The following is a 19,242-nucleotide window of genomic DNA, read 5'->3' as shown; positions in this document are numbered from 1 at the left end:
TGATCGATCGTCGTCTGTTCAACTGATTGTCACATACGCAGGGTGTCGGTCACGAGCGGACGCCTGCGGCGTTCCCCCATGGGTCACGAGTCGTCGGGAGGGACGAACAGCGGCGGAGCCACGAGCTCCCCGGCCGCCCGCCCTGGTCCGTACCGGGGCGGGCGGAGAGGCCCCGCCGTCGGGCTCAGGACTCCGGGGCGAGCAGGCGCAGCTGCACCATCGCCGAGAAACGCGCGTCCGGGTCGGACAGATCGATCCCGCCGATCTCCGCGAGCCGGCGCAGCCGATAGCGGAACGTGTTCGGATGCGTGTAGACGCGGGCTGAGGCCACGGCGACGTCGCCGAAGGCGTCGAGCCAGGCCCGAAGGGTCTCGACCAGGTGCGTCCCTCGTTCGCGGTCCTGCGCGAGCAGCTTCGCGACCGGACCGGTGGGCTGGTCACCGCGCGCGCGGACGAGGTCGCCGAGCTCGACGAGGAGGGCCTCCATCTGCACGGCCGTGAACAGGGCCACCGGCTCCGCAGAGGAGGCGTGCCGCCCCACCCGCAGCGCCCGGTCGGCGTTGGCCCGGGAGGCGGGGATCCCGGAGGCGTCGGGGGCCACGGTCCCCACGCCGATGCGGATGTCCTCGGCGGCGCCGAGGCGGCCGAGGAAGTCGGTGGCCACGCGGGCGGCTCTGGCGTCCGCATCGCCCACGCCCTCCGCGGTCCCCGTCTCCGGCCGCAGGGCGACGACCGCGTACACGACATCGCCGATGAGCGCCACGGCGGAGCGGAGGTACACGGCGCCGAGATGCACGGCGAACGCGTCGGCGACCCGGTGGCGCTCGGCGATGCGGCGGGCTCCGGCGGACGGATCGTCGTCCGGCTGCTCGACCGCGGACAACGCGAGCACGACGCAGCGGTGGTCGTCGAGTCGCAGCCGCGACACGGCGTCGGCCGCCCCGGGGCCGCCCTCCAGGATCGTGGCGAGGAGGTCGGCACGCAGCCGCCGCTCGACGTCGGCGCCCGCCCGGAGCCGCAGCATGTGCAAGGCGACGAGGCCGGCGGAGTCCTTCAGCGCGCGAACGCGGTCGGGCGCCAGAGGCTCCTGCACCGCCGCCCAGATGGAGCCGAGGATCTCGTCACCGGCGCGGACGGCCAGCGCGACCCGCGGGTAGGACGGGAGCCCCTCGGTGTTGTGGACGGGCCCGACGTGGATGGGATCCTCGCTGCGGTACAGCGCCTGGAAGACGCCTCGCTCCTCGAGCTGGCGGGCGAAGCGCTCGGGGACCTGACGCCCGAGGACCGTCTCGATCCGGGCCGGGTCCGCTTCGTCCTGTCGCCCCGAGAACGCGACGACGCGAGAGCTCCGGTCCTCGATCGTGACGGGGGCGTTGAGCAGCGTCGCGATGGCGTTGGCGAGAGCGAACAGATCGCCGGACGGCATGCCGCCGAGCGTCGTGGCCGCCTGGTCGCCGACATCCCCTTCCGCGATGAGCGACCTCAGCATCGCGGCGAGCTGCGCCCATGAAGCGCCGCGGGTGAGGGCGAGCACGGGGACGCCGGTCACGGTCGCGGCTTCGCGGAGCACGGGCTCGGTCCGGACCGGGGCGCGGAGGACGAGGGCGGCCGCCCCCTGCTGCCCCAGCGTGTCCAGCAGCGTCGCCACCTCCTCGGGCTCGCTGAGGCCGACCCCGAGCACGAGGGCTCCGCGCAGCGGCATCGCGTCGTCGAGGACGTCGTGGATGACGACGGTCTCGATCACGACGTCGTCGTCGACGGCACCGCCGACGACCTCGAGCAGGGTGGTGCCGAGGTCTTCGATCACGCGGCCGAGGCTGGCGCGCGGACGTGTCGTCACGGACATGAGCACGAGGCCCAGGCTAGGGGCCGGGCAACGGCCTCGGATCTGTGGGGCACGACGAAAGAGTAGCGATTCTTCGTCGCCCCGAACAGACCCGGGGGTGTCGCCTCGTCCGCTAGAACGTGATCCACTCCGTGCGTACGGTGACGTCATCGAGGGCGTCCTGGTGCGGGGTCACGCCGATCCCGGGCCCCGTGGGCACCGTGAGCGTGCCGTCCTCGACGACGAACGGGTCGGTGATGTCGCGAGAGTAGTAGCGGCCGGAGCCCGACGTGTCCCCGGGGAGGGTGAAGCCCGGCAGCGCCGCGAGGGCCACGTTCGCCGCTCGTCCGATGCCCGTCTCGAGCATGCCGCCGCACCACACCGGGATGTCGTTGGCCGCGCAGACGTCATGGATGCGGCGGGCCTCCAGGTAGCCCCCGACCCGTCCCGGCTTGATGTTGACGATCGAGCAGGCTCCGAGCGCGATGGCGTCGGCCGCGGCCCGCGCGGACACGATGGACTCGTCGAGACAGATCGGCGTGGTCATGCTCTTCGCCAGCTGGGCGTGGCCGAGCAGGTCCTCCTCGTCCAGGGGCTGTTCGATGAGGAGCAGGTCGAAGGGGTCGAGCCGCGCGAGATGGCGGGCGTCGCCGCGGTGGTACGCGGTGTTCGCGTCGACCTGCAGCAGCACGTCGTCGCCGAAGCGCTCGCGTACCGCACGCACGGGCTCGATGTCCCAGCCCGGTTCGATCTTCAGCTTGATGCGCACGTACCCCTCGTCGAGGTACCCGGCGACCGCGTCGAGCAGTTCCGGGATCGAGTCCATGATGCCGACCGAGACCCCGCAGTCGACACGGTCGCGGACGGCGCCGAGCTCGCGCGACAACGGCACTCCCGTCGCGCGCAGCTCGGCATCGAGCACAGCCAGCTCCACCGCGGCCTTCGACATGCGGTGGCCCTTGAACGGTGCGAGTGCCGGGGCGACCCCGGCCGCATCGAGGTCGCGCACTCCGGCCAGGGCGGGGAGGAGGAAGCGGGTGATGACGTCGACGCTCGCCTCGACGTACTCCGAGGAGTAGAGCGGGTCGTTCATCGCCACGCCCTCGCCCCAGCCCTCCGCCTCGTCGGACACGGCGCGCACGAGCAGCGCCTCCCGCACGGTCTGGACGCCGAACGACGTGCGGAACGGCGACACCAGCGGCATCTCGATCACGCGCAGCTCGAATCCGGTGAGCTTCATCCCTGTTCTCCTCTGTCGATGGTGTAGGCCCCCGATCGGTCGAACGAGAGCACGCGCCCCCGGGCGTCGAGCAGATCGCCGAGCGTGGCACGCAGGGCGAGCCGCCACCGCGTCGCACGATCAGGGTCACGGAGCCGGAGCGCCTCGATGTCGCGGGGGAGGGCGACGCGTACCAGACGGGCGTCGGTGGGGGTGAGCAGCGGGGCGAGGTCGTCGCCGACGGACAGCAGCGGCACCGCGTCCGCCGCAGACGGATCCGGCGCCCCGGGGGCACCCCCGGCCGCGGCCACCACCCGCGGATCGTGCAGGTACCAGGTGACGAGCATGCGATCCGTGTCGTCCGCACCGTTGAGCGCGTCCGCCATGTGCCCGTAGAAGTTGCGATGGTACGAGGTGGGCTCGGCCGCGAGCTTCACGAGGTTGAAGTGCGCGTTGCGGCTGATGAGCGGGTCGAACGTCCAGGAGATCTCCTCGAGCCCCTCGGACAGCGCCCAGGCGCGCTGGTGCACCTTGAGCGCGAAACCCACGCTGCGTCCCCGCATCCGTCCGGACACCCCGGCGATGTGGCTGTGCAGGGCGCGCCGACCGGGCGAGGCGAAGAACCCGAAGCAGGCGCCGACGAGTTCGTGCCCGTCGAACGCGCCGCCGACGTAGCTTCCGGCCTTCGACAGCGCGCGCAGCGTCTCGACGTTGACGGGGGAGGCCTCGCCCTGCTTCGTCCAGATGCTCTGGAAGAGCTCAGAGACGCGGGTGAAGTCCTCGACGTCGTCGAGGAGCCGGATCGAGACTCCCGCCGCGCTCGCGGCGGCAGAGGCACTCGCGGCGGCAGCGGCGATCGCGCCCGTGCCGGTGTCGGTCTCCGCCATGGTCATCGCCCTTCCCCCGGTGTCGACGCCTCGGACCGCTGCTCCTGCAGCAGCCGTTCCAGGAGCAGGAGGCGCTCCGGGATCAGCGCGACGATCACGTGCTCGTCTTCGGCGTGCGCCCCGCCGCCCACGGCGCCGAGCCCGTCGAGCGTCGGGACGCCGATGCCGGCGGTGAAGTTGCCGTCCGAGGCTCCGCCGACCGCCACACCGTCGAACGGCGTCAGCCCGGCGCTCGCCGCGATGGCGGATGCGCGCGCGAACAGCTCGGCGGAGAGCGCCGCCTCCAGCGGCGGGCGGTTCGGGCCGCCCTCGATCCGCACGGTCGCGCCGGCCAGCCGCGGCGTCAGCGCACGCAGCGCGGCGTCCACGCGCTCCTGCTCGGCGACGGTCCAGGCGCGGACGTCCACCGCGAACTCCGCCGTGGCGGGCACGGTGTTCGTCGTGGTCCCCGCCGCCAACAGCGTCGGCGTCACGCTCGTGCCGCGCGCGGGGTCACCGAGCGCCGCGGCCGCGAGGAGCAGATGCGCCGCCGCGATCCCGGCGTTGACGCCGCGTTCCGGCTCCAGCCCCGCATGCGCCGCTCGTCCCGTGACGTGCACCCGGTACAGGGAGACGCCCTTGCGCGCGGTCTTCAGATGGCCGCCCTCCGCGGCGGCCTCCAGCACGAAGGCCGCGCGGCATCCGCGCGCCTCGTCCTCGATGAGCTGCCGGGAACTCGGCGATCCGAGCTCTTCGTCGCCCGTGAGCAGGATGGTCACCCCGGAGCGGTCGTCCAGCGCCGCCACCGCGTGCAGCGCCATCACGACGCCGGTCTTCATGTCGAAGCACCCCGGGCCGCGCAGCACGCTGTCGGCGATCCCGGACGGCAACCGATCGCGGGAGCCGAGCGGCCAGACCGTGTCGTGGTGTCCGAGCACCAGGACCGCGGCCGGTCCTCGGCCGAAGCGCCACCGCAGGTGCGTGCGCCCGTCGATCACGATCCGCTCGGGTGCGACCCCCAGCAGCCGTTCGCCGAGCGCGGCCACGACCTCGGCGCTCCGGGCTACCGCGGCGCGGTCGTCCGACGGCGACTCGCATGCGAGCAGGGTGTCGATGTCGGCCAGGACCACCGCGAGGTCGGCGGCCGCCTGCACCGGCATCACGAGACCTTCGGTGCGGCACGGACGCCGTGGTGCAGGTACTGTTCGCCGGTGGGCAGCGAGTAGAAGACGACGGGATGCCACGCCTGCTCGCCCTCCGCGCGCATCACGAACTCGTTCCTGCGCACGGGCACGAGGGCGTGCTCCTCCACCGGATCGGGCAGCAGCGCGGCCAGCGGGCCGTTCAGCGTGGTGCGCATGCGCAGCCCCTCCTCGTCGCGGAAGATCTCGGTGCGGACGCCGGAGCGGTCGTAGACGCCCTCGAAGGCGGAGAAGTCGTCGACGTACGGTTCTGCGGGCGGGGTGAGACCGGTGGGCAGATGGAGGTCGGCGAGCTCGGCGAAGATCTCGTCGAAGAGCTCGTCGTACAGGTCGCGGGTGTTGCCGCCGTTGGTCAGCAGCGTGACCGCGATCTGCTCGTCCAGGAGGATCCGCAGGAACGACGACTGCCCGATGGTGTTGCCGTCGTGGCCGATGAGCGTGCGCCCGTCCCAGTCGAAGAGGATCCAGCCGAGGCCCCAGCTGTCGCCGAGGGAGTAGGGGTCGGGGACATCGACCTCGTGCTGCTGCATCCGGCGCACGCTCTCCTCGGACAGCACCCGCGTGCCGTCGGCGGCGAGACCGTTCTCCAGGTGCATGCGGGCGAAGGCGAGCACGTCGGCGGTGGTGGAGTTGATCAACCCGGCCGGGCCCATCGACCGCGGCAGCATCCACGCCGGAGCGAGCACGGGGCCGTCGTCGCCGATCTCGGTGTGCCCGGTGGCGGTGCGGAACATGACCGCCTCCTCCGGCAGCGTGCAGGAGTGGGTGAGGCCGAGGGGCTCGTAGAGCAGGTCGCGCATGGCCTGGTCCCACGTCGTGCCGGTGATCTTCTCGATCACGCGTCCGGCGAGGACGAAGCCCGCGTTGCAGTACGACATCGTGGCGCCGAGGGGGTGGTTCTGCGCGACGCCGTCCAGATGCGCGACGTACTTCTCCAGGGTGTCGTCGCCGCGGCCGGTGTCGGTGAACACGTCGCCGTCGATGCCGCTGGTGTGGCTGAGAAGGTGCCGCATGGTGACCGTCCGGGTGACCTCCGGGTCGGAGGAGACGAATTCCGGCACGTACTCCACGACCGGGGTGTCGAGATCGAGTCGGCCCTCGTCGACGAGCCGCATGAGGGCGGACGCCGTCCACACCTTCCCCATCGAGCCGATCTGGAAGAGCGAGTCGTCGGTGGTCTCGATGCCCGTGCGCACGTTCAGGATGCCGTGGTGGGCGTAGACGGGCTCCTCGCCCAGCCGGAGGATGCCGAGGGTGGCGCCGGGGACCTTGTGCGCGGCGGCCAGCGTGCTCAGCCGCTGCTGCCAGTGCCGGGCGTCCAGCCGCGGACGGATGGGCTTCCCCGCCGCAGGGGCGTACTGCTCGACCCAGTCGACGACCCGCTGCGAGTAGTCGGCCCGATGGGAGGGCGGCCCGGACAGGAGGAACAGGTGGGATCCCCCGGGGTACAGCACCAGCCGCGTCGGGACGCCGCGTTCGCGGAGCGCCGTGAACCACTGCTCGGCCTGACCCACCGGGCAGCGGTCGTCGGCGGCACCCTGCAGGATCAGCGTGGGTGTCTGCACCCGGTCCACGTGGGTGTAGGGCGACTGCGCGGCGATCTTCTCGCGGTCGCGCCAGGGCAGGCCGCCGTTCTCCTTGGCGGAGAGATGGTGTCCGAAGTCCGACGTGCCGCCCATCGACAGCAGATCGGTGACGACGCCGCCGGCGACGGCCGCCGCGAAGCGGTCGTCGCGCGAGGTGAGGAAGCAGGTCATGAACCCGCCGTAGCTGTAGCCGGTCACGGCAAGGCGCGCCGGGTCGGCCAGGCCTTCCGCGACGAGCTGGTCGATCGGCTCCAGGAAGTCCTTCGCGTCCTCGACGCCCCAGCCGCCGGAGACCGCCGAGAAGAACGCGTCGCCGTAACCGTCGCTGCCACGGGGATTGATCGTGAGGATCGCCCAGCCGCGCTGCGCGAGGATCTGATGGTACGGGTGGATGAGGTCGGCGGCCCCGTTCCAGGCGTTGTGCGGGCCGCCGTGGACGTCGAGGAGCAGCGGCAGCGGACCCTCGGTCGCAGGGTCGCGGCGCAGCCAGCCGGTGACCACGGTACCGTCCGAGATCGTGAACCGGCGCTCCTCCGCCGGGAGGAGGTCGATGTCAGGGACGCCGTACTCCGCGCGCACGGTGGTCGTGCCGTCGGAGAGGTCGAGCAGGGCGACGTCGCCGAAGGAGTCGGGGGTGGCGAGCACCACCGCCGCCGCCGTGCCGGCGACGGACAGCCCGGAGACGTTCGCGGTCCCGGCGAGCAGCGGCTCCGGCTCTCCGCCCTCGGGGGAGACGGCGTACACGTGCGAGGAGCCGTTGTCGCGGAGGCAGAAGACGAGGCGCCCGTCCGCGGCGAACTGCGGCATGCCCCCGGGGTAGCCGGGGCCGCCGGGCATGACGTTGCGGTCCGCCGACGCGGTGAGGTTCCGCGGCGCGCCGTCGCCGTCCGCAGGGAAGAGCAGGAGGTCGGCGTTGCCGATCTCGGTGTCCAGCCGGCCCGCCGCGACCACGTGTCGTCCGTCGGGCGTCCAGCCGACCGCGGTGGCCTGCACGCCGGGGGCGCTGATGCGCAAGGGTGCCCGGTTCGGATCGGCGGCGGACGTGACGAAGACCGGGATGCGCATCGTGAGGTCGGCGTCCTCCTCGTCCGCCGTCGAGAAGGCGAGGAGCGTGCCGTCCGGCGACCAGAAGGGGTCGGAGGCGTGCGAGCGGCCCCGGGTGACGACCGTGACGGCGCCCGATTCGACGTCGACGACGTGGAGCTGCTGCACGAGCGTCCCGAGCACGCCGGCCCCGTCGGCCTTGTAGCCGAGCCGGTCGGTCGCCGAGGGGGCGGAGCGGCGGGCGAGCAGGGCGTCGCGGTCGTCGCCGGGCAGCGCTGCGGTGTCGACGGGGGCGGTGAAGGCGACGCGGGTCCCGTCAGGACTCCATGCCGGGGCTCCGGCACCCAGCGGCAGGGTCGTGAGCGCCCGGGCCTCGCCGCCCGCGGCGGGCAGGAGCCAGACCTGCGCCGGGCCGTCCTCGGCGCGGAGGAAGGCGAGCTGCGTGCCGTCCGGGCTCCAGACCGGGGTCGAATCGGCCGTGCCACGGGTGAGCGGGACCGGGGTGCCGCCGGTGGCGGCGACCTGCCAGAGCGCGCGGGTCTCGCGGTCGGCATCGCGGTCGATGCCGCGCAGCGCATACACGATGCGGCTGCCGTCGGGGGAGAGCGCCGGCTGCTCCGGGGTGGGGAGGGCGAGCAGGTCGTCGACAGTGACGCGGGTCATGAGGACTCCAATCCGATGGTCAGTTCAGCGTGTCGGCTGCGGTCGCCGGCGGTGTTGTGGCGGTGACCGAAAGCAGGACCGCGCTTTGGGGTGGCGGCACAGATCCGGCGAAATGGCAGGCGGCTCCGACCGGTCCGGTGGGGCGCGTCGGCTCGGAGAGCACGCAGATCTGCCGGTCGGGCCGGGCGACGGGACCGATGGGGCACCGCGGGTGGAAGCGGCAGCCGGAGGGCGGCGCGTGCGGGTCGGCGGGTTCCACGGCGACCGGAGCGACCGGGTCGACCGCCAGCAGGTCGCCGTGGCGGGTGGGTGCCGCCTGCAGGAGCTCCCGCGTGTAGGGATGCTGCGGATCTGCGAGCACCTGCGCGGTGGGGCCGACCTCGACGATCCGCCCGAGGTACATGACCGCGATGTGGTCGCTGAGGTAGCGGACGACGGAGAGGTTGTGCGAGATGAAGAGCATCGTCAGATCGAGCTCGGCCCGCAGCTCCCGGACGAGGTTGAGCACGGAGCCCTGCACGGAGACGTCGAGAGCCGAGGTGATCTCGTCGGCGATGACGACCTCGGGGCGGGCCGCCAGAGCCCTGGCGAGCGCGATCCGCTGCCGCTGCCCGCCGGAGAGGGCGGCGGGGAGGGCCTCGGCCCGGTCGGCGTCGAGGCTCACGAGGTCGAGCAGGCGGGCGACCTCGGCGCGGCGGGCTCGGCCCCCGCGCAGGTCGCGGGGGAGCGCCTCGGCGATCGACTCGCCGATGGTCATCCGCGGGTCGAGCGAGGAGAACGGATCCTGGAACACCATCTGGATGGGGCGACGGCGACGGAAGGAGCGCACGTCCGCGCCGTCGAGCGTGATGGCGCCCTCGCTGATCGGGGCGAGGCCGATGGCGGCGCGCGCGAGGGTCGACTTGCCCGAGCCCGATTCGCCGACCAGGCCCACGACGGAACCGGAGGGCACGGTTAGCGTCGCATCGTCCACGGCCGTCAGCCCGGACCGGTGCGATCCGTACCGCACGCTCACGTGCTCGAAGCGCAGTGCGCTCATCGGACGGCCTCCTCTTCACGGACCGGCGCGGGCGTCGCCGTCACGGGGTGCCAGCAGGCCACGCGGCGCCCGGCGTCGTCGGCGACGAGCGCGGGGTCCTTCTCGCGGCAGACGGCGGTCGCGAGCGGGCAGCGGTCGGCGTAGGCGCAGCCGACGGGGAAGGCGCCCGGCGCCGGTGGGCGTCCGGGGATCGTCCGCAGCGGCAGGGATCGGTCGGTATCGAGCTCGGGGACGACCTCCAGCAGCGCACGTGTGTACGGGTGCCGTGCGGCGCTGTGCAGGTCGGCGGCGGGGAGGTCCTCGACGATGCGGCCGGCGTACATCACGAGCACGCGGTCGCAGGTCTGGGAGACGACGGCGATGTCATGGCTGATGAGGAGGATGGCCGCGTCGGTGTCCCGGCGCACGCGGTCGAGCAGTTGCAGCACCTGCCGCTGCACGGTGACGTCGAGGGCTGTCGTCGGCTCGTCGGCGATGATGAGCTTGGGGTGGTTCATCAGCCCCATCGCGATCATGGCGCGCTGCCGCATCCCGCCGGAGAACTCATGCGGGTACTGGTGGGCGCGGCGGGCCGCAGCAGGCACCCGCACGGACTGCAGGCGCTCGACCGCGCGCTCCCTGGCAGCCAGGCGGGTGATGTCCTGGTGCTCGGACGCGGCTTCGGCGAGCTGCGCGCCGATCCGGCGGGTCGGGTTGAACGACGTCATCGGATCCTGGAACACCATCGCCAGCGAGGTCCCCAGCAACGGTCGCAGCGTCCGTTCCGACGTGGTGAGCACCGGGACGCCGCAGAAGTCGAGGCGGGCGGCGGACACGTGTCCCGGCTGTTCGATGAGCCGAGCCGCAGCGAGCGCCGTGAGGCTCTTCCCGGATCCGGACTCTCCGACCACGCCGATCGCCTCACCCCGGCCGACGGCGAAGGACACCCCGCGGACGGGCGTGACCCAGCCGGCAGGCGTGGGGAAGGAGACGCGCAGGTCGTCGACGAGGAGCACCACGTCGTCGCCGTCGACCTGCGCGGGCACGGTGCCGGCGTCGCGCGGGGCGGGCTGCGCGACGGCGGGAAGCCGGTGGCGGCGGCGTCCGGAGCGTCCGCCCAGCGCCGCGGCGGCGGTCTCGCCCAGGAGGTTGAAGGCGAGTCCGGCGATGATCACGGCCACGGCGGGACCGAGCGCCGCCGCGGGGTTGAGGTAGATGCGGTTCAGGCCCTCGCCGAGCAGGCGGCCCCAGTCGTACTCCGGTACCTGCACGCCGAGCCCGAGGAAGGACAGACCGGCGAACGCGAGCAGCGCGGACCCCGCGGCCACGGTCGCATTGACGATGAGCGGTTCGCCGATGTTCGGCAGGATGTGCCGGAACAGGATGCGGAATCGGGAGACGCCGGCGACCTGGGCCGCCGCGATGAAGTCACGTCCGGCGATCGCCGCGGACAGGGTCTGGGTCAGACGCGCGAACTGCGGTGCCATGGCCAGTCCGATCGCGAGCACGGATCCGGTGGTGCCGACGCCGAAGATCACGGCGAAGAAGAGCGCGAGCAGGAGCCCGGGGAAGGCGACGGCGATGTTCACGAAACCGGCGATCGGGCGTCCGGCCCACCGCGGGAGGACCGAGGGGGCCATGCCGAGCAGCGATCCCGCGATCACGCCGATGAGGACGGCGATGACGGCGAGGACCACGGAGAGGCGGGTGGCCACCAGCACCCGCGCCAGCACGTCGCGACCGAGAGTGTCGGTGCCCAGCAGATGGGCGGCGCTGGGGCCCTGGGTGACGGCGGTCGGGTCGACCTGCTCGGCCTGCGGGCCCCAGATGACGGGCCCGAGGATCGCGGTGAGCGCGACGAGGACCATGAGGGCGAGCGCGGTGGCCCCGAGCGGGGACCGGACGATCGCCGACCAGGCGTTGCGGGTGGGCGCCATCATGCCTCCCTGATGGTGGAGCGCGGATCGAGGAGGGCGAGGACCACGTCGATGACGAGGTTCACCAGGAGCACGCCGATGCCGTAGACGAGCACGATCCCCTGCACGACCGAGTAGTCCTTGGTGAGGATGGACTGCACGATCATGGTGCCGAGCCCCGGCCAGGCGAAGACGTTCTCCACGAGGACGGTGCCGGCGACCATGCCCGTCAGCAGCAGGCCGGTGAGGGTGAGGGTGGCGGTCATGGCGTTGGGGACCGCGTGCCGGGCGTAGATGCGGCGCGGGGCGAGCCGCTTGGCACGGGCGGTGCGGATGAAGTCCTGCCCGAGCACCGAGAGCACCTCGACCCGGATGATGCGGGAGAACACGGCGATCGGCCCGATCGCGAGGGCCAGCACCGGGAGCACGAGGGCGAACGGTGCGGTGTTGCCGGCGACCGGGAACCACCCGAGGGAGACGGCGAAGACGTAGACGAGGCCGACCGCGAGCAGGAACTCGGGGATTGCGGCGAGGATCACCGTGACCGTGGCGAAACCCAGCTCCAGGCCACGGCGCCGGCCGCCGCGGGTGGCCACGGCCATCGTGACCCCGAGCGGCACCGAGATCAGCAGCACCAGGACCACCGCGAGGAGCGCGAGCTGGAGCGTGGCGGGGAGCCGGGTCGCGATGAGCTCGGAGACCGGCTGGCTCGTGATCATCGAGGTGCCCATATCGCCCGTGAACAGTCCGCCGATGTAACGGACGTACTGCACGAGCAGCGGCTGGTCGAGACCGAGGGCCGCCCGGCGGGACTCGACGAGCTCGGCCGGGGCGTTCATCCCCAACGCCGCCCGCACCGGGTCGCCGGGGACGAGATGGATCATCAGGAAGGCCGCCGTGACCAGCACCCACACCGCGAGGACGAACTGCCCTCCGCGCCGGACCAGGAAGGACACCCAGGGGTTGTCCGACCGGGCGGATCTGATCAGGATCGCCTGCGTGGCGGTGGTGCTGGCCATCGGCTGCCTCCGTTACTCGAACATCCGGATCGACGTCGGGTCGATGCCGTCGCCCTCGGTGAACTCCGCCTTGTGGGCGAAGGTCGAGCGCAGGATGTTCGCATAGGGCACCACGCTGGTCGTCTCGAAGAGGGCGACCTCGGCCGCGCTCCAGTCGTCGCAGCCGTCGGTGCCGGCCTTCTCCGACGCGGCGGTGACCGCGGCGGTGTAGTCGGGGTTGTCGATGCCGGCGAAGTTCGTGCCGTTCGGCGGGGTGGGCCCGGAGTAGAACGGCACGAGCATGCTCGGCAGGGACACCGTCAGCGGGGCGGCGGAGATGTCCCAGTCGCCCGTCGAGAACAGCACCTCGCTCAGCGTGGGCGAGTCGACCGCGGTGACGGAGATGTCGACTCCGAGGTCCTTCCAGGCCGACTGGGCGAGCTCCGCCGCCGCGTTGCCGGCGTCGCCCAACTGCGAGGAGTAGATCATCTTCAGCGTGAGCGGCTCGCCGTCCTTGGCGCGGACGCCATCGGAGCCGGCGGTCCACCCTGCCTCGTCCAGAGCCGCGGCCGCGGCGTCGACGTCCGTCTCCGGCAGGTGCCCGGAGACGGTGTCGGCGCGGCACGGGTTGGGCGAGACCGTGACGAGCCCGGTCGGCACGGTGGCCTTGCCGCTGCCGATGACCTGCCGCAGCTGCTCCAGATCGACGGCCTGCATGAGCGCCTCGCGGACGGCCGGGTCGGCGGTCGGTCGGCCGTCGGCCTGGTTGAACGTGAAGGAGCCGCCGGGCGTCTGGACATCGGTGTGGAAGAGTCCGGCCTCCTCCATGCGCGTGCTGTCCGGGCCGATCACCAGGGCCGCGTTGACCTCTCCGGAGAGGAGGAGGTTGGCGGCGGTCGTCTCGTTCGGGATCACCCGGAAGACCACGGTGTCCGGCAGGCCCTTCTGCTCCGGATCCCAGTCTCCGGGGCCCCAGGTGAAGTCGTCGCGACGCGTGAGCGTGTACTGGCTGTTGGGGACGATCTCCGTCATCGTGAACATGCCGGTCGCGCCTTCGCCCTTGGCCAGCGCATCCGGGTCGTCGATCACGGTGCCGCACACGATCGAGATGCTGCCCACGTTCTCCAGAAGGAACGAGTCGGGGCGGCCGCTGGTGACGGTGACCGTGCCGGCGGCGTCGTCTCCGACGGCCGAGGTGCCGGGCTGCACCTGGAGGCCGATGAGGGGAGAGCCGTTCGCGGGGTCGCCGATGTGGGTGATGTTCGCGGCCACGTCGGTCGCGGTGAGCGGCGTGCCGTCCTCGCAGGTGACGCCGTCGCGCAGGGTGAAGGTCGCCGTGGTGGTGTCGGACTCCCAGTCCTCGGCGAGACCCGACACGATGCTGCCGTCCTCGAGGACCTCCACGAGACGGGCGTACAGGAAGCGGTCGACGGAGCGGGCGACGGACATAACGGTCACGAACGGATCCAGGCTTCCGGGATCGGTCGAGATCACCGAGGTGAACGTCTTGCCGTCGGCGAGGACGCCCTCCCCGGCGTCGCCGCCGGGAGCGGCGCCGCCGGCGCACGATGTCAGGGCGAGCGCCGTGGCGCCGAGCAGGGCGAGCAGCGGGGTACGGGAACGCATCAGGAGCCTCCAGCGGTGTTCGGGCGGTGCGGGTCGGGTCGTGCGGATCGGTGGTGCGAGGGGGTGGTGCGGTTCAGGAGTCGTGGCTCCGGCTCGGTGTCGCCGCGCGCAGGTGCTCGACGGCGGCGTACGCGGCGGCGCCGATGGACGCGTCGACGCGTGGCTGCCGGTCGGCGAGCGAAGCCGCGCGGGTGAACACGGCGACGGCGTACTGCCGGCCGTCCGGGTAGGTCACCACGCCGGCCTCGTTGCGCCAGGTGGGCAGCGTCCCCGTCTTCGCTGCGATCTGCACGCCGGAGGGGAAGGCGGACGAGAGCCGGTGCGGCCAGATCTGTCTGGCCATGATGTCGCGCGCCTGCCGGCAGGCCGCCGCGGGGGCGGCGCGGTCGCTCCACAGGGAGTCGAGCAGCGTCGTGACCTCGCGGGGGGTCGAGCGCGTGGTCCGCTGCGGATCGAGCGCGTCGAGGGCGAGCACCTGGTCCGCCGACGCACCGCTGAGCAGAGCGTCCAGGTCGCTGTCCGGGGTGCCGCCGAGACCGGAGACGACGGAGGCGAACAGGTCCTCGCAGCAGCCGATGAGGTGCGTGCGGTGCAGGCCGAGATCGGTGATCACCCTGTCCACGGCCGCGGCGCCGAGGCGGTGGTAGAGGACGTCGGTGGCGGCGTTGTCGCTCATCGACATCATGTTCAGAGCGAGGTCGCGCCAGCTCACCTCGGTGTCGTCGGCGAATCCGGCCGTGCCGACACCGCCGATGCGGTAGCGGGCCGTGACGGTGGTGCGCTCCCGCCCGTCGAGCTCGCCCGCCTCGACCGCACGGACGAACGCCGTCAGCACGAGGATCTTGAACACCGATGCGAGCACGACCGGCTCGTCGGCGCCGATCGCGACCTCCGGTCCGCCGTCGACGCCGATCTCCCGCGCGTGCAGGAAGCCGACGGCGCCGGCATCGGCGAAGATCTCCGAGATGCCGGGAGCTGTCGTCGCCGCGATCGTCATGCGTCCACCCGACGGTCGGCCCGGCCCGTGTGCAGGTACAGTGCGCGACCCGTGCCGTCGTCGCCCACGAAGGCGTGCGGCATGCGGATGCCGTTCTGCGCCTCGCGGGGGAGGAGGGTGTCACCCGCCCAGCCGACGAGCTCCACCGGTTCGGGGGCCGGACCCAGCTCCGCGAAGATGCCCTTCATGGTGCGCTCGAGCCACACGCGACCGTCGTCGTCGACGCGTACGGTCGAGTCGGACACCGAGGACGAATAGGTCCCGAGGATCCGGTCGAGGTCGACCTCCACGGGGGAGTCCGGGAGGGAGGGCAGCGCCGGCATGCGCACGCCGGCGAGGGCGGCGAGGACCCGCGAGGTGATCGCGTGGTAGACGTCGACGGCGTGTCCGCCGTTGGTGAGCACGGCGACGGCGACACCCGCGCCCGGCACCATGCGGAGGAATGCGTTCTGGCCGATCGTGCCGCCGTCGTGGCCGATGACGGGCCCGCCTTCCCAGTCGAAGAGCTCCCAGCCGAGGCCCCAGGCGTCGCCCATCAGCCCGAGGTCCGGCAGCTCGACCTGACGTTCCTGCATGGCCTGCACGCTCTCCGTCGAGAGCACACGGGTGCCGTCCGCGGCGACGCCGCCGTCCAGATGCATCCGGGCGTACGTCACGAGGTCGCGCGCCGTCATCGCGAGCATCGATCCGGCAGGGGCGTTGGAGCGCACGAGGCTCCACACGGGTGCCGGGACCGGTTCGTCGCCGTCCTCGGACGGGAGATGACCGAGTGCGGCGCGGAACATGATCGCCTCCGCCGCGGAGGTGGCGAGATGGGTGAGCCCGAGCGGTGTCGCCAGGTGCGTGCGCAACGCCTGGTCGAAGGACGTCCCGCGCAGCACCTCGACGATCCGGCCGAGCACCACGAAGGCGGCGTTGTTGTACGAGAAGCGCTCGCCGGGTGCGAACAGCTGCGGGGCATCCGTGATCGTGGCGAGGTACTTCTCCACGGCGTCGTCGCCCACCCCGGTGTCGTTGAACAGGTCGCCCTCGAAGCCGCTCACGTGGCTGAGGAGCTGGCGCGGGGTGATGGCGCTCGCCGCCGCCTCGTCGGCGATCGCGAACGCCGGGACGACGTCGCGCACCGGCGCATCGAGGTCCAGCAGACCCTCGTCGACGAGCTGCATGATGAGCGTCGCCGTCCAGGTCTTGGTGATGGACCCGATCTGGAAGACCGAGTCCTCGTCGGCTTCGACCCCGGTGTTGCGGTTCAGGATGCCGGCGGCGGCGGTGACGACCTCGCCGTCGGACAGGACCGCGACGGATGCCGCGGGGACGTGCGCGTCGGCGAGCAGCGCGGGCAGGTTCTCCCGCACCCAGCTGCCGATTTCGTTCAGTTCGGACACGTGCGCTCCTCTTCGTCGAGTCGGCCGTCGCCACGGAGGGGGGGACGGCGATGCGCCGAGACTATTGGCGGGTTCCGGTTCGTCGTTGGTGCCCGGCGACGAGATGTGCGCCGCCCTTGGTGCCGCCGGACGAAGAGCTCAGCGCTCGAGGCGTCAGGCGTCGCCGCGCACGGCACGTCCCGGCAGGGCATCGGGCACGATGTCGCCGTCCCGCACCACCGCCGTGCCGTGCACGAGCAGGTGCCGGACGCCCCGGGACGGGCGGGTCGGGTCGGCGTAGCTGGCGCGATCGGTCACGGCGTCCGGGTCGAGGATCACCAGGTCGGCGTCGGCGCCCACGCCCAGGTGGCCTTTCCGTCGCATCCCGGAGGCGACCTCGTCCAGCACGCGGGCGGGGAGGGTGGAGCAGCGGCGGAAGGCCTCCAGCCAGCTCCACTCCCCGCTTTCCCGCACCATCAGGCGCAGCGACTTGAGGAACGTGCCGGCGGTGCGCGGATGCGTGTGCCCACCGGGCGGGAGCGGCCACTCCCGTTGCTCGTACACGGAGGAGCCGTCGGGCTGCGTCCACGACACCGGCATGGCGTCGCTCGCGACGATCGCGTCCGGGTAGGCCAGCGCGCGGTGGAGGTGGGCGCGGTCGAAGGGGTCGGCCTCGTCGAGGAAGGTGACGATGCAGGTGGCGCCGGGATCGGAGGCGCGGAGCTCGCGCAGCCGGGTCTCGTCGGCGATCCGCTCGCCCGTCTCCACGAGGAGGAGCGACTGCGGCGTGATGCCGAGGCCGGGGAGCTTCTCCGGCGCGAGGAAGAAAGCCCCGATGGCTGTGCTCCCCGCGCCGTACGGATAGGCCTCGACGGTCACCCGGGAGCCGGCGGCCCGACTGCGGTCGAGGAGCGCGAGCACCCGGTCGACGTGGCGGAGCGAGGTGCTGTTCACGTGGCAGTGGTGCATGGCGGCGCCGGTCTCGGCCGCAGCCCGGACGAGTTCCTCCGACCCGTCGATCGGGGTCCGCGGATCGGCCTCGATCAGTTCGCGGACGTGGGTGAAGGTCGGGGCGTGTGCGGCGGCGGCGATCCGGGCGAGGGCCAGGTACTCGTCCGGGTCGGATCGCGGGGCGTAGCCCATCAGCACGCCGATGCCGAGAGCTCCGGCGGACAGCTCGTCCTCCAGGAGGCGCAGCCAGCGGCGACGCTCGACGGGGGAGGAGGACCGCTGCCACTCGCTGAGGCCGAGCAGGTCCATCGACGCGGTGAAGTCGGCGACGGGCACGCGGCCGAGGTGAGCGAGGGCGCGGGCCTGCGCCCAGGAGGCGGAGAACCCGTAGTTCAGGGGGCGTCCGTCCGCGGCGGCGCGCGCGAAGGCCTCCGCGATCGGCATGAGCCCGGCCTCGAGGTCGAGTGCGGTGGTCACGCCGTCCATCGCCTGGAGCCGCTGACCGGCGATCGAGTGCACGTGGCTGTGCAGGTCAACGAAGCCGGGACCGACGATCGCCCCGTCCGCCTCGATCACGTCGGCGCCGACGGGCGCGGCGAGATCCCGCCCGATGGCCCGTACCCGCCCGTCGGCGATCAGCAGGTCGGCGGTCCGGTCCGTCTCGGTCATCGGGTCGATCACGCGCCCGCCGCGTACCAGGGTGTCCACCCCGCCACCCTCGCACCCTCCGCGCGGCGCGTCCCGTGCCGTCGGACGAAACCAGGGCGTGCTTCCGGTGCGCTCCCACGAACTCCGGTGCCCCATCGAGGTGCACGGGGCATCGTCGGCAGACATAATGAAGTAGTCATGTGACCGTGCACACGCGAGGAGGCTGGATGTCGACCTCCTCCGAGCGTGCCCGCATGCCGAGCATCCGCGACGTCGCCCGCCTCGCCGGCGTCTCGCATCAGACCGTCTCCCGGGTGCTCAACGATCACCCCAGCATCCGCCCGGAGACCAAGGCGAAGGTGCTCGACGCGATCGCCGTGCTCGACTACCGTCCCAATCTCGCGGCGCGCGCGCTCGTGACGAGCAAGTCGAACATGCTCGGCATCCTGTCCGCGACGATCGGCGAGTTCGGGCCGACGTCGTCCATCGCCGGCATCGAGGACGCGGCGCGCGAGGAGGGGTACTCGGTCTCCACGCTCAACCTCCCCGCGACCACTCCGGAGGCGATCGGCAACGCCGTGCGCCAGCTCGAGCGCGAGCAGGTGGACGGCATCGTCGTGCTCGCCCCGCAGGTGCGGGTCTTCCATGTCCTGCGCGGCATGAACGTCACGATGCCCTTCGTGACCCTGCAGACCGCCTCGGGCTCGGACGGCGTCAGCCTCTCCGCCGACCAGGTGGCGGGGGCGAAGGCGGCGACCGAGCACCTGATCGCGCTGGGTCACAGCGACATCCTCCATCTCGCCGGGCCGCAGGACTGGATCGAGGCGGAGTCCCGGATGCGCGGGTATCTGGATGCGCTCCGCGACGCCGACCTGCCGACGTTCCCGCCGATCCGCGGGGACTGGACGGCCGACTTCGGCTACTTCGCCGGCAAGGAGCTCTCGTTGCGGCGCGACTTCACGGCGGTGTTCGCGGCGAACGACCTCATGGCCATCGGACTGCTGCACGGCTTCCGCGACGCCGGGCTGCGCGTGCCGCATGACGTGAGCGTGATCGGCTTCGACGACATCCCGGTCGCGGCGCACGTGGCGCCGACGCTGAGCACGGTGCACCAGGACTTCCCCGAGCTCGGCCGACGTGCCGTGCGCATCCTCCTCGCCGAGATCCGCGGCGAGAAGACCCCCGCATTCGGCCCGCTGCAGACCCTCCTGCGGGCGCGCGAATCCGCTGCATCACGGTAGCGACACGAAAACACGCCGCGGACTTGACACGGCTCCCGCGGAAGACGACGATATACCGATGTGAACGGTCACATCGAA

At 72.3% G+C, this 19,242-nt stretch carries 13 protein-coding genes; 1 reads left to right on the top strand and 12 read right to left on the bottom strand.

Features of this window, described 5'->3' with window-relative positions; genetic code table 11:
* Positions 1-184 precede the first annotated feature (184 nt).
* The 12 genes from ACIQID_RS13945 to ACIQID_RS13890 form a co-directional block, all read right to left on the bottom strand.
* Positions 185-1,846, bottom strand: a complete 1,662-nt coding sequence (locus ACIQID_RS13945) for a PucR family transcriptional regulator (RefSeq protein ID WP_400287129.1) — start codon at positions 1,844-1,846, stop codon at positions 185-187.
* 112 nt (positions 1,847-1,958) lie between these two features.
* Positions 1,959-3,065 carry an o-succinylbenzoate synthase gene (gene menC, locus ACIQID_RS13940; protein ID WP_187661990.1) on the bottom strand — a complete coding sequence of 369 codons (1,107 nt, stop codon included), beginning with the start codon at positions 3,063-3,065 and terminating at the stop codon, positions 1,959-1,961.
* A complete protein-coding gene (locus ACIQID_RS13935; protein ID WP_187661989.1) occupies positions 3,062-3,931 on the bottom strand; it encodes a GNAT family N-acetyltransferase in 870 nt (289 codons plus the stop codon). Before ACIQID_RS13935 ends, menC begins: the two co-directional genes overlap by 4 nt.
* Before the next feature lie 2 nt (positions 3,932-3,933).
* Positions 3,934-5,070 (bottom strand): M20/M25/M40 family metallo-hydrolase, encoded by a 1,137-nt coding sequence (locus ACIQID_RS13930; protein WP_400286171.1) that lies wholly within the window; start codon positions 5,068-5,070, stop codon positions 3,934-3,936.
* A complete protein-coding gene (locus ACIQID_RS13925) occupies positions 5,070-8,405 on the bottom strand; it encodes a serine hydrolase (RefSeq protein ID WP_400286168.1) in 3,336 nt (1,111 codons plus the stop codon). The genes ACIQID_RS13930 and ACIQID_RS13925 overlap by 1 nt, the downstream gene beginning before the upstream one ends.
* Positions 8,406-8,424: 19 nt before the next feature.
* Entirely contained in the window at positions 8,425-9,444 is a 1,020-nt protein-coding gene (locus ACIQID_RS13920) for an ABC transporter ATP-binding protein (RefSeq protein ID WP_400286165.1), read from the bottom strand.
* On the bottom strand, positions 9,441-11,363 hold the full coding sequence (locus tag ACIQID_RS13915) for a dipeptide/oligopeptide/nickel ABC transporter permease/ATP-binding protein (protein ID WP_400286162.1): 1,923 nt from the start codon (positions 11,361-11,363) through the stop codon (positions 9,441-9,443). The genes ACIQID_RS13920 and ACIQID_RS13915 overlap by 4 nt, the downstream gene beginning before the upstream one ends.
* On the bottom strand, positions 11,360-12,358 hold the full coding sequence (locus ACIQID_RS13910; RefSeq protein ID WP_400286159.1) for an ABC transporter permease: 999 nt from the start codon (positions 12,356-12,358) through the stop codon (positions 11,360-11,362). Before ACIQID_RS13910 ends, ACIQID_RS13915 begins: the two co-directional genes overlap by 4 nt.
* Positions 12,359-12,370: 12 nt before the next feature.
* Positions 12,371-13,963 carry an ABC transporter substrate-binding protein gene (locus ACIQID_RS13905; RefSeq protein WP_312675283.1) on the bottom strand — a complete coding sequence of 531 codons (1,593 nt, stop codon included), beginning with the start codon at positions 13,961-13,963 and terminating at the stop codon, positions 12,371-12,373.
* A gap of 73 nt (positions 13,964-14,036) precedes the next feature.
* The gene (locus ACIQID_RS13900; RefSeq protein WP_312675282.1) at positions 14,037-14,960 is read right to left on the bottom strand and encodes a serine hydrolase; all 924 of its coding nucleotides are present in this window, start codon (positions 14,958-14,960) and stop codon (positions 14,037-14,039) included.
* Positions 14,957-16,345: a serine hydrolase domain-containing protein gene (locus ACIQID_RS13895; RefSeq protein WP_400286154.1), complete on the bottom strand. Its 1,389-nt coding sequence runs from the start codon at positions 16,343-16,345 to the stop codon at positions 14,957-14,959. Before ACIQID_RS13895 ends, ACIQID_RS13900 begins: the two co-directional genes overlap by 4 nt.
* A 153-nt stretch (positions 16,346-16,498) precedes the next feature.
* A complete protein-coding gene (locus tag ACIQID_RS13890) occupies positions 16,499-17,983 on the bottom strand; it encodes an amidohydrolase family protein (RefSeq protein WP_400286151.1) in 1,485 nt (494 codons plus the stop codon).
* A gap of 167 nt (positions 17,984-18,150) precedes the next feature.
* Here ACIQID_RS13890 and ACIQID_RS13885 point away from each other — a divergent pair, with 167 nt between their 5' ends.
* The gene (locus ACIQID_RS13885; protein ID WP_249521340.1) at positions 18,151-19,164 is read left to right on the top strand and encodes a LacI family DNA-binding transcriptional regulator; all 1,014 of its coding nucleotides are present in this window, start codon (positions 18,151-18,153) and stop codon (positions 19,162-19,164) included.
* The last annotated feature ends 78 nt before the right edge of the window (positions 19,165-19,242 follow it).

This window comes from Microbacterium sp. NPDC091676 (assembly GCF_044756645.1).
In the GTDB taxonomy this organism is placed as follows: domain Bacteria; phylum Actinomycetota; class Actinomycetes; order Actinomycetales; family Microbacteriaceae; genus Microbacterium; species Microbacterium paraoxydans_D.
Note: the sequence above shows the minus strand (reverse complement) of the source record. Positions and strands in the feature narration are given on the sequence as shown.

Bases quoted from the DNA above. Each gene is read 5' to 3' on its own strand.
- ACIQID_RS13945 (WP_400287129.1), bottom strand. From the start codon at position 1,846: ATGTCCGTGACGACACGTCCGCGCGCCAGCCTCGGCCGCGTGATCGAA.
- menC (WP_187661990.1), bottom strand. From the start codon at position 3,065: ATGAAGCTCACCGGATTCGAGCTGCGCGTGATCGAGATGCCGCTGGTG.
- ACIQID_RS13935 (WP_187661989.1), bottom strand. From the start codon at position 3,931: ATGGCGGAGACCGACACCGGCACGGGCGCGATCGCCGCTGCCGCCGCG.
- ACIQID_RS13930 (WP_400286171.1), bottom strand. From the start codon at position 5,070: ATGCCGGTGCAGGCGGCCGCCGACCTCGCGGTGGTCCTGGCCGACATC.
- ACIQID_RS13925 (WP_400286168.1), bottom strand. From the start codon at position 8,405: ATGACCCGCGTCACTGTCGACGACCTGCTCGCCCTCCCCACCCCGGAG.
- ACIQID_RS13920 (WP_400286165.1), bottom strand. From the start codon at position 9,444: ATGAGCGCACTGCGCTTCGAGCACGTGAGCGTGCGGTACGGATCGCAC.
- ACIQID_RS13915 (WP_400286162.1), bottom strand. From the start codon at position 11,363: ATGATGGCGCCCACCCGCAACGCCTGGTCGGCGATCGTCCGGTCCCCG.
- ACIQID_RS13910 (WP_400286159.1), bottom strand. From the start codon at position 12,358: ATGGCCAGCACCACCGCCACGCAGGCGATCCTGATCAGATCCGCCCGG.
- ACIQID_RS13905 (WP_312675283.1), bottom strand. From the start codon at position 13,963: ATGCGTTCCCGTACCCCGCTGCTCGCCCTGCTCGGCGCCACGGCGCTC.
- ACIQID_RS13900 (WP_312675282.1), bottom strand. From the start codon at position 14,960: ATGACGATCGCGGCGACGACAGCTCCCGGCATCTCGGAGATCTTCGCC.
- ACIQID_RS13885 (WP_249521340.1), top strand. From the start codon at position 18,151: ATGTCGACCTCCTCCGAGCGTGCCCGCATGCCGAGCATCCGCGACGTC.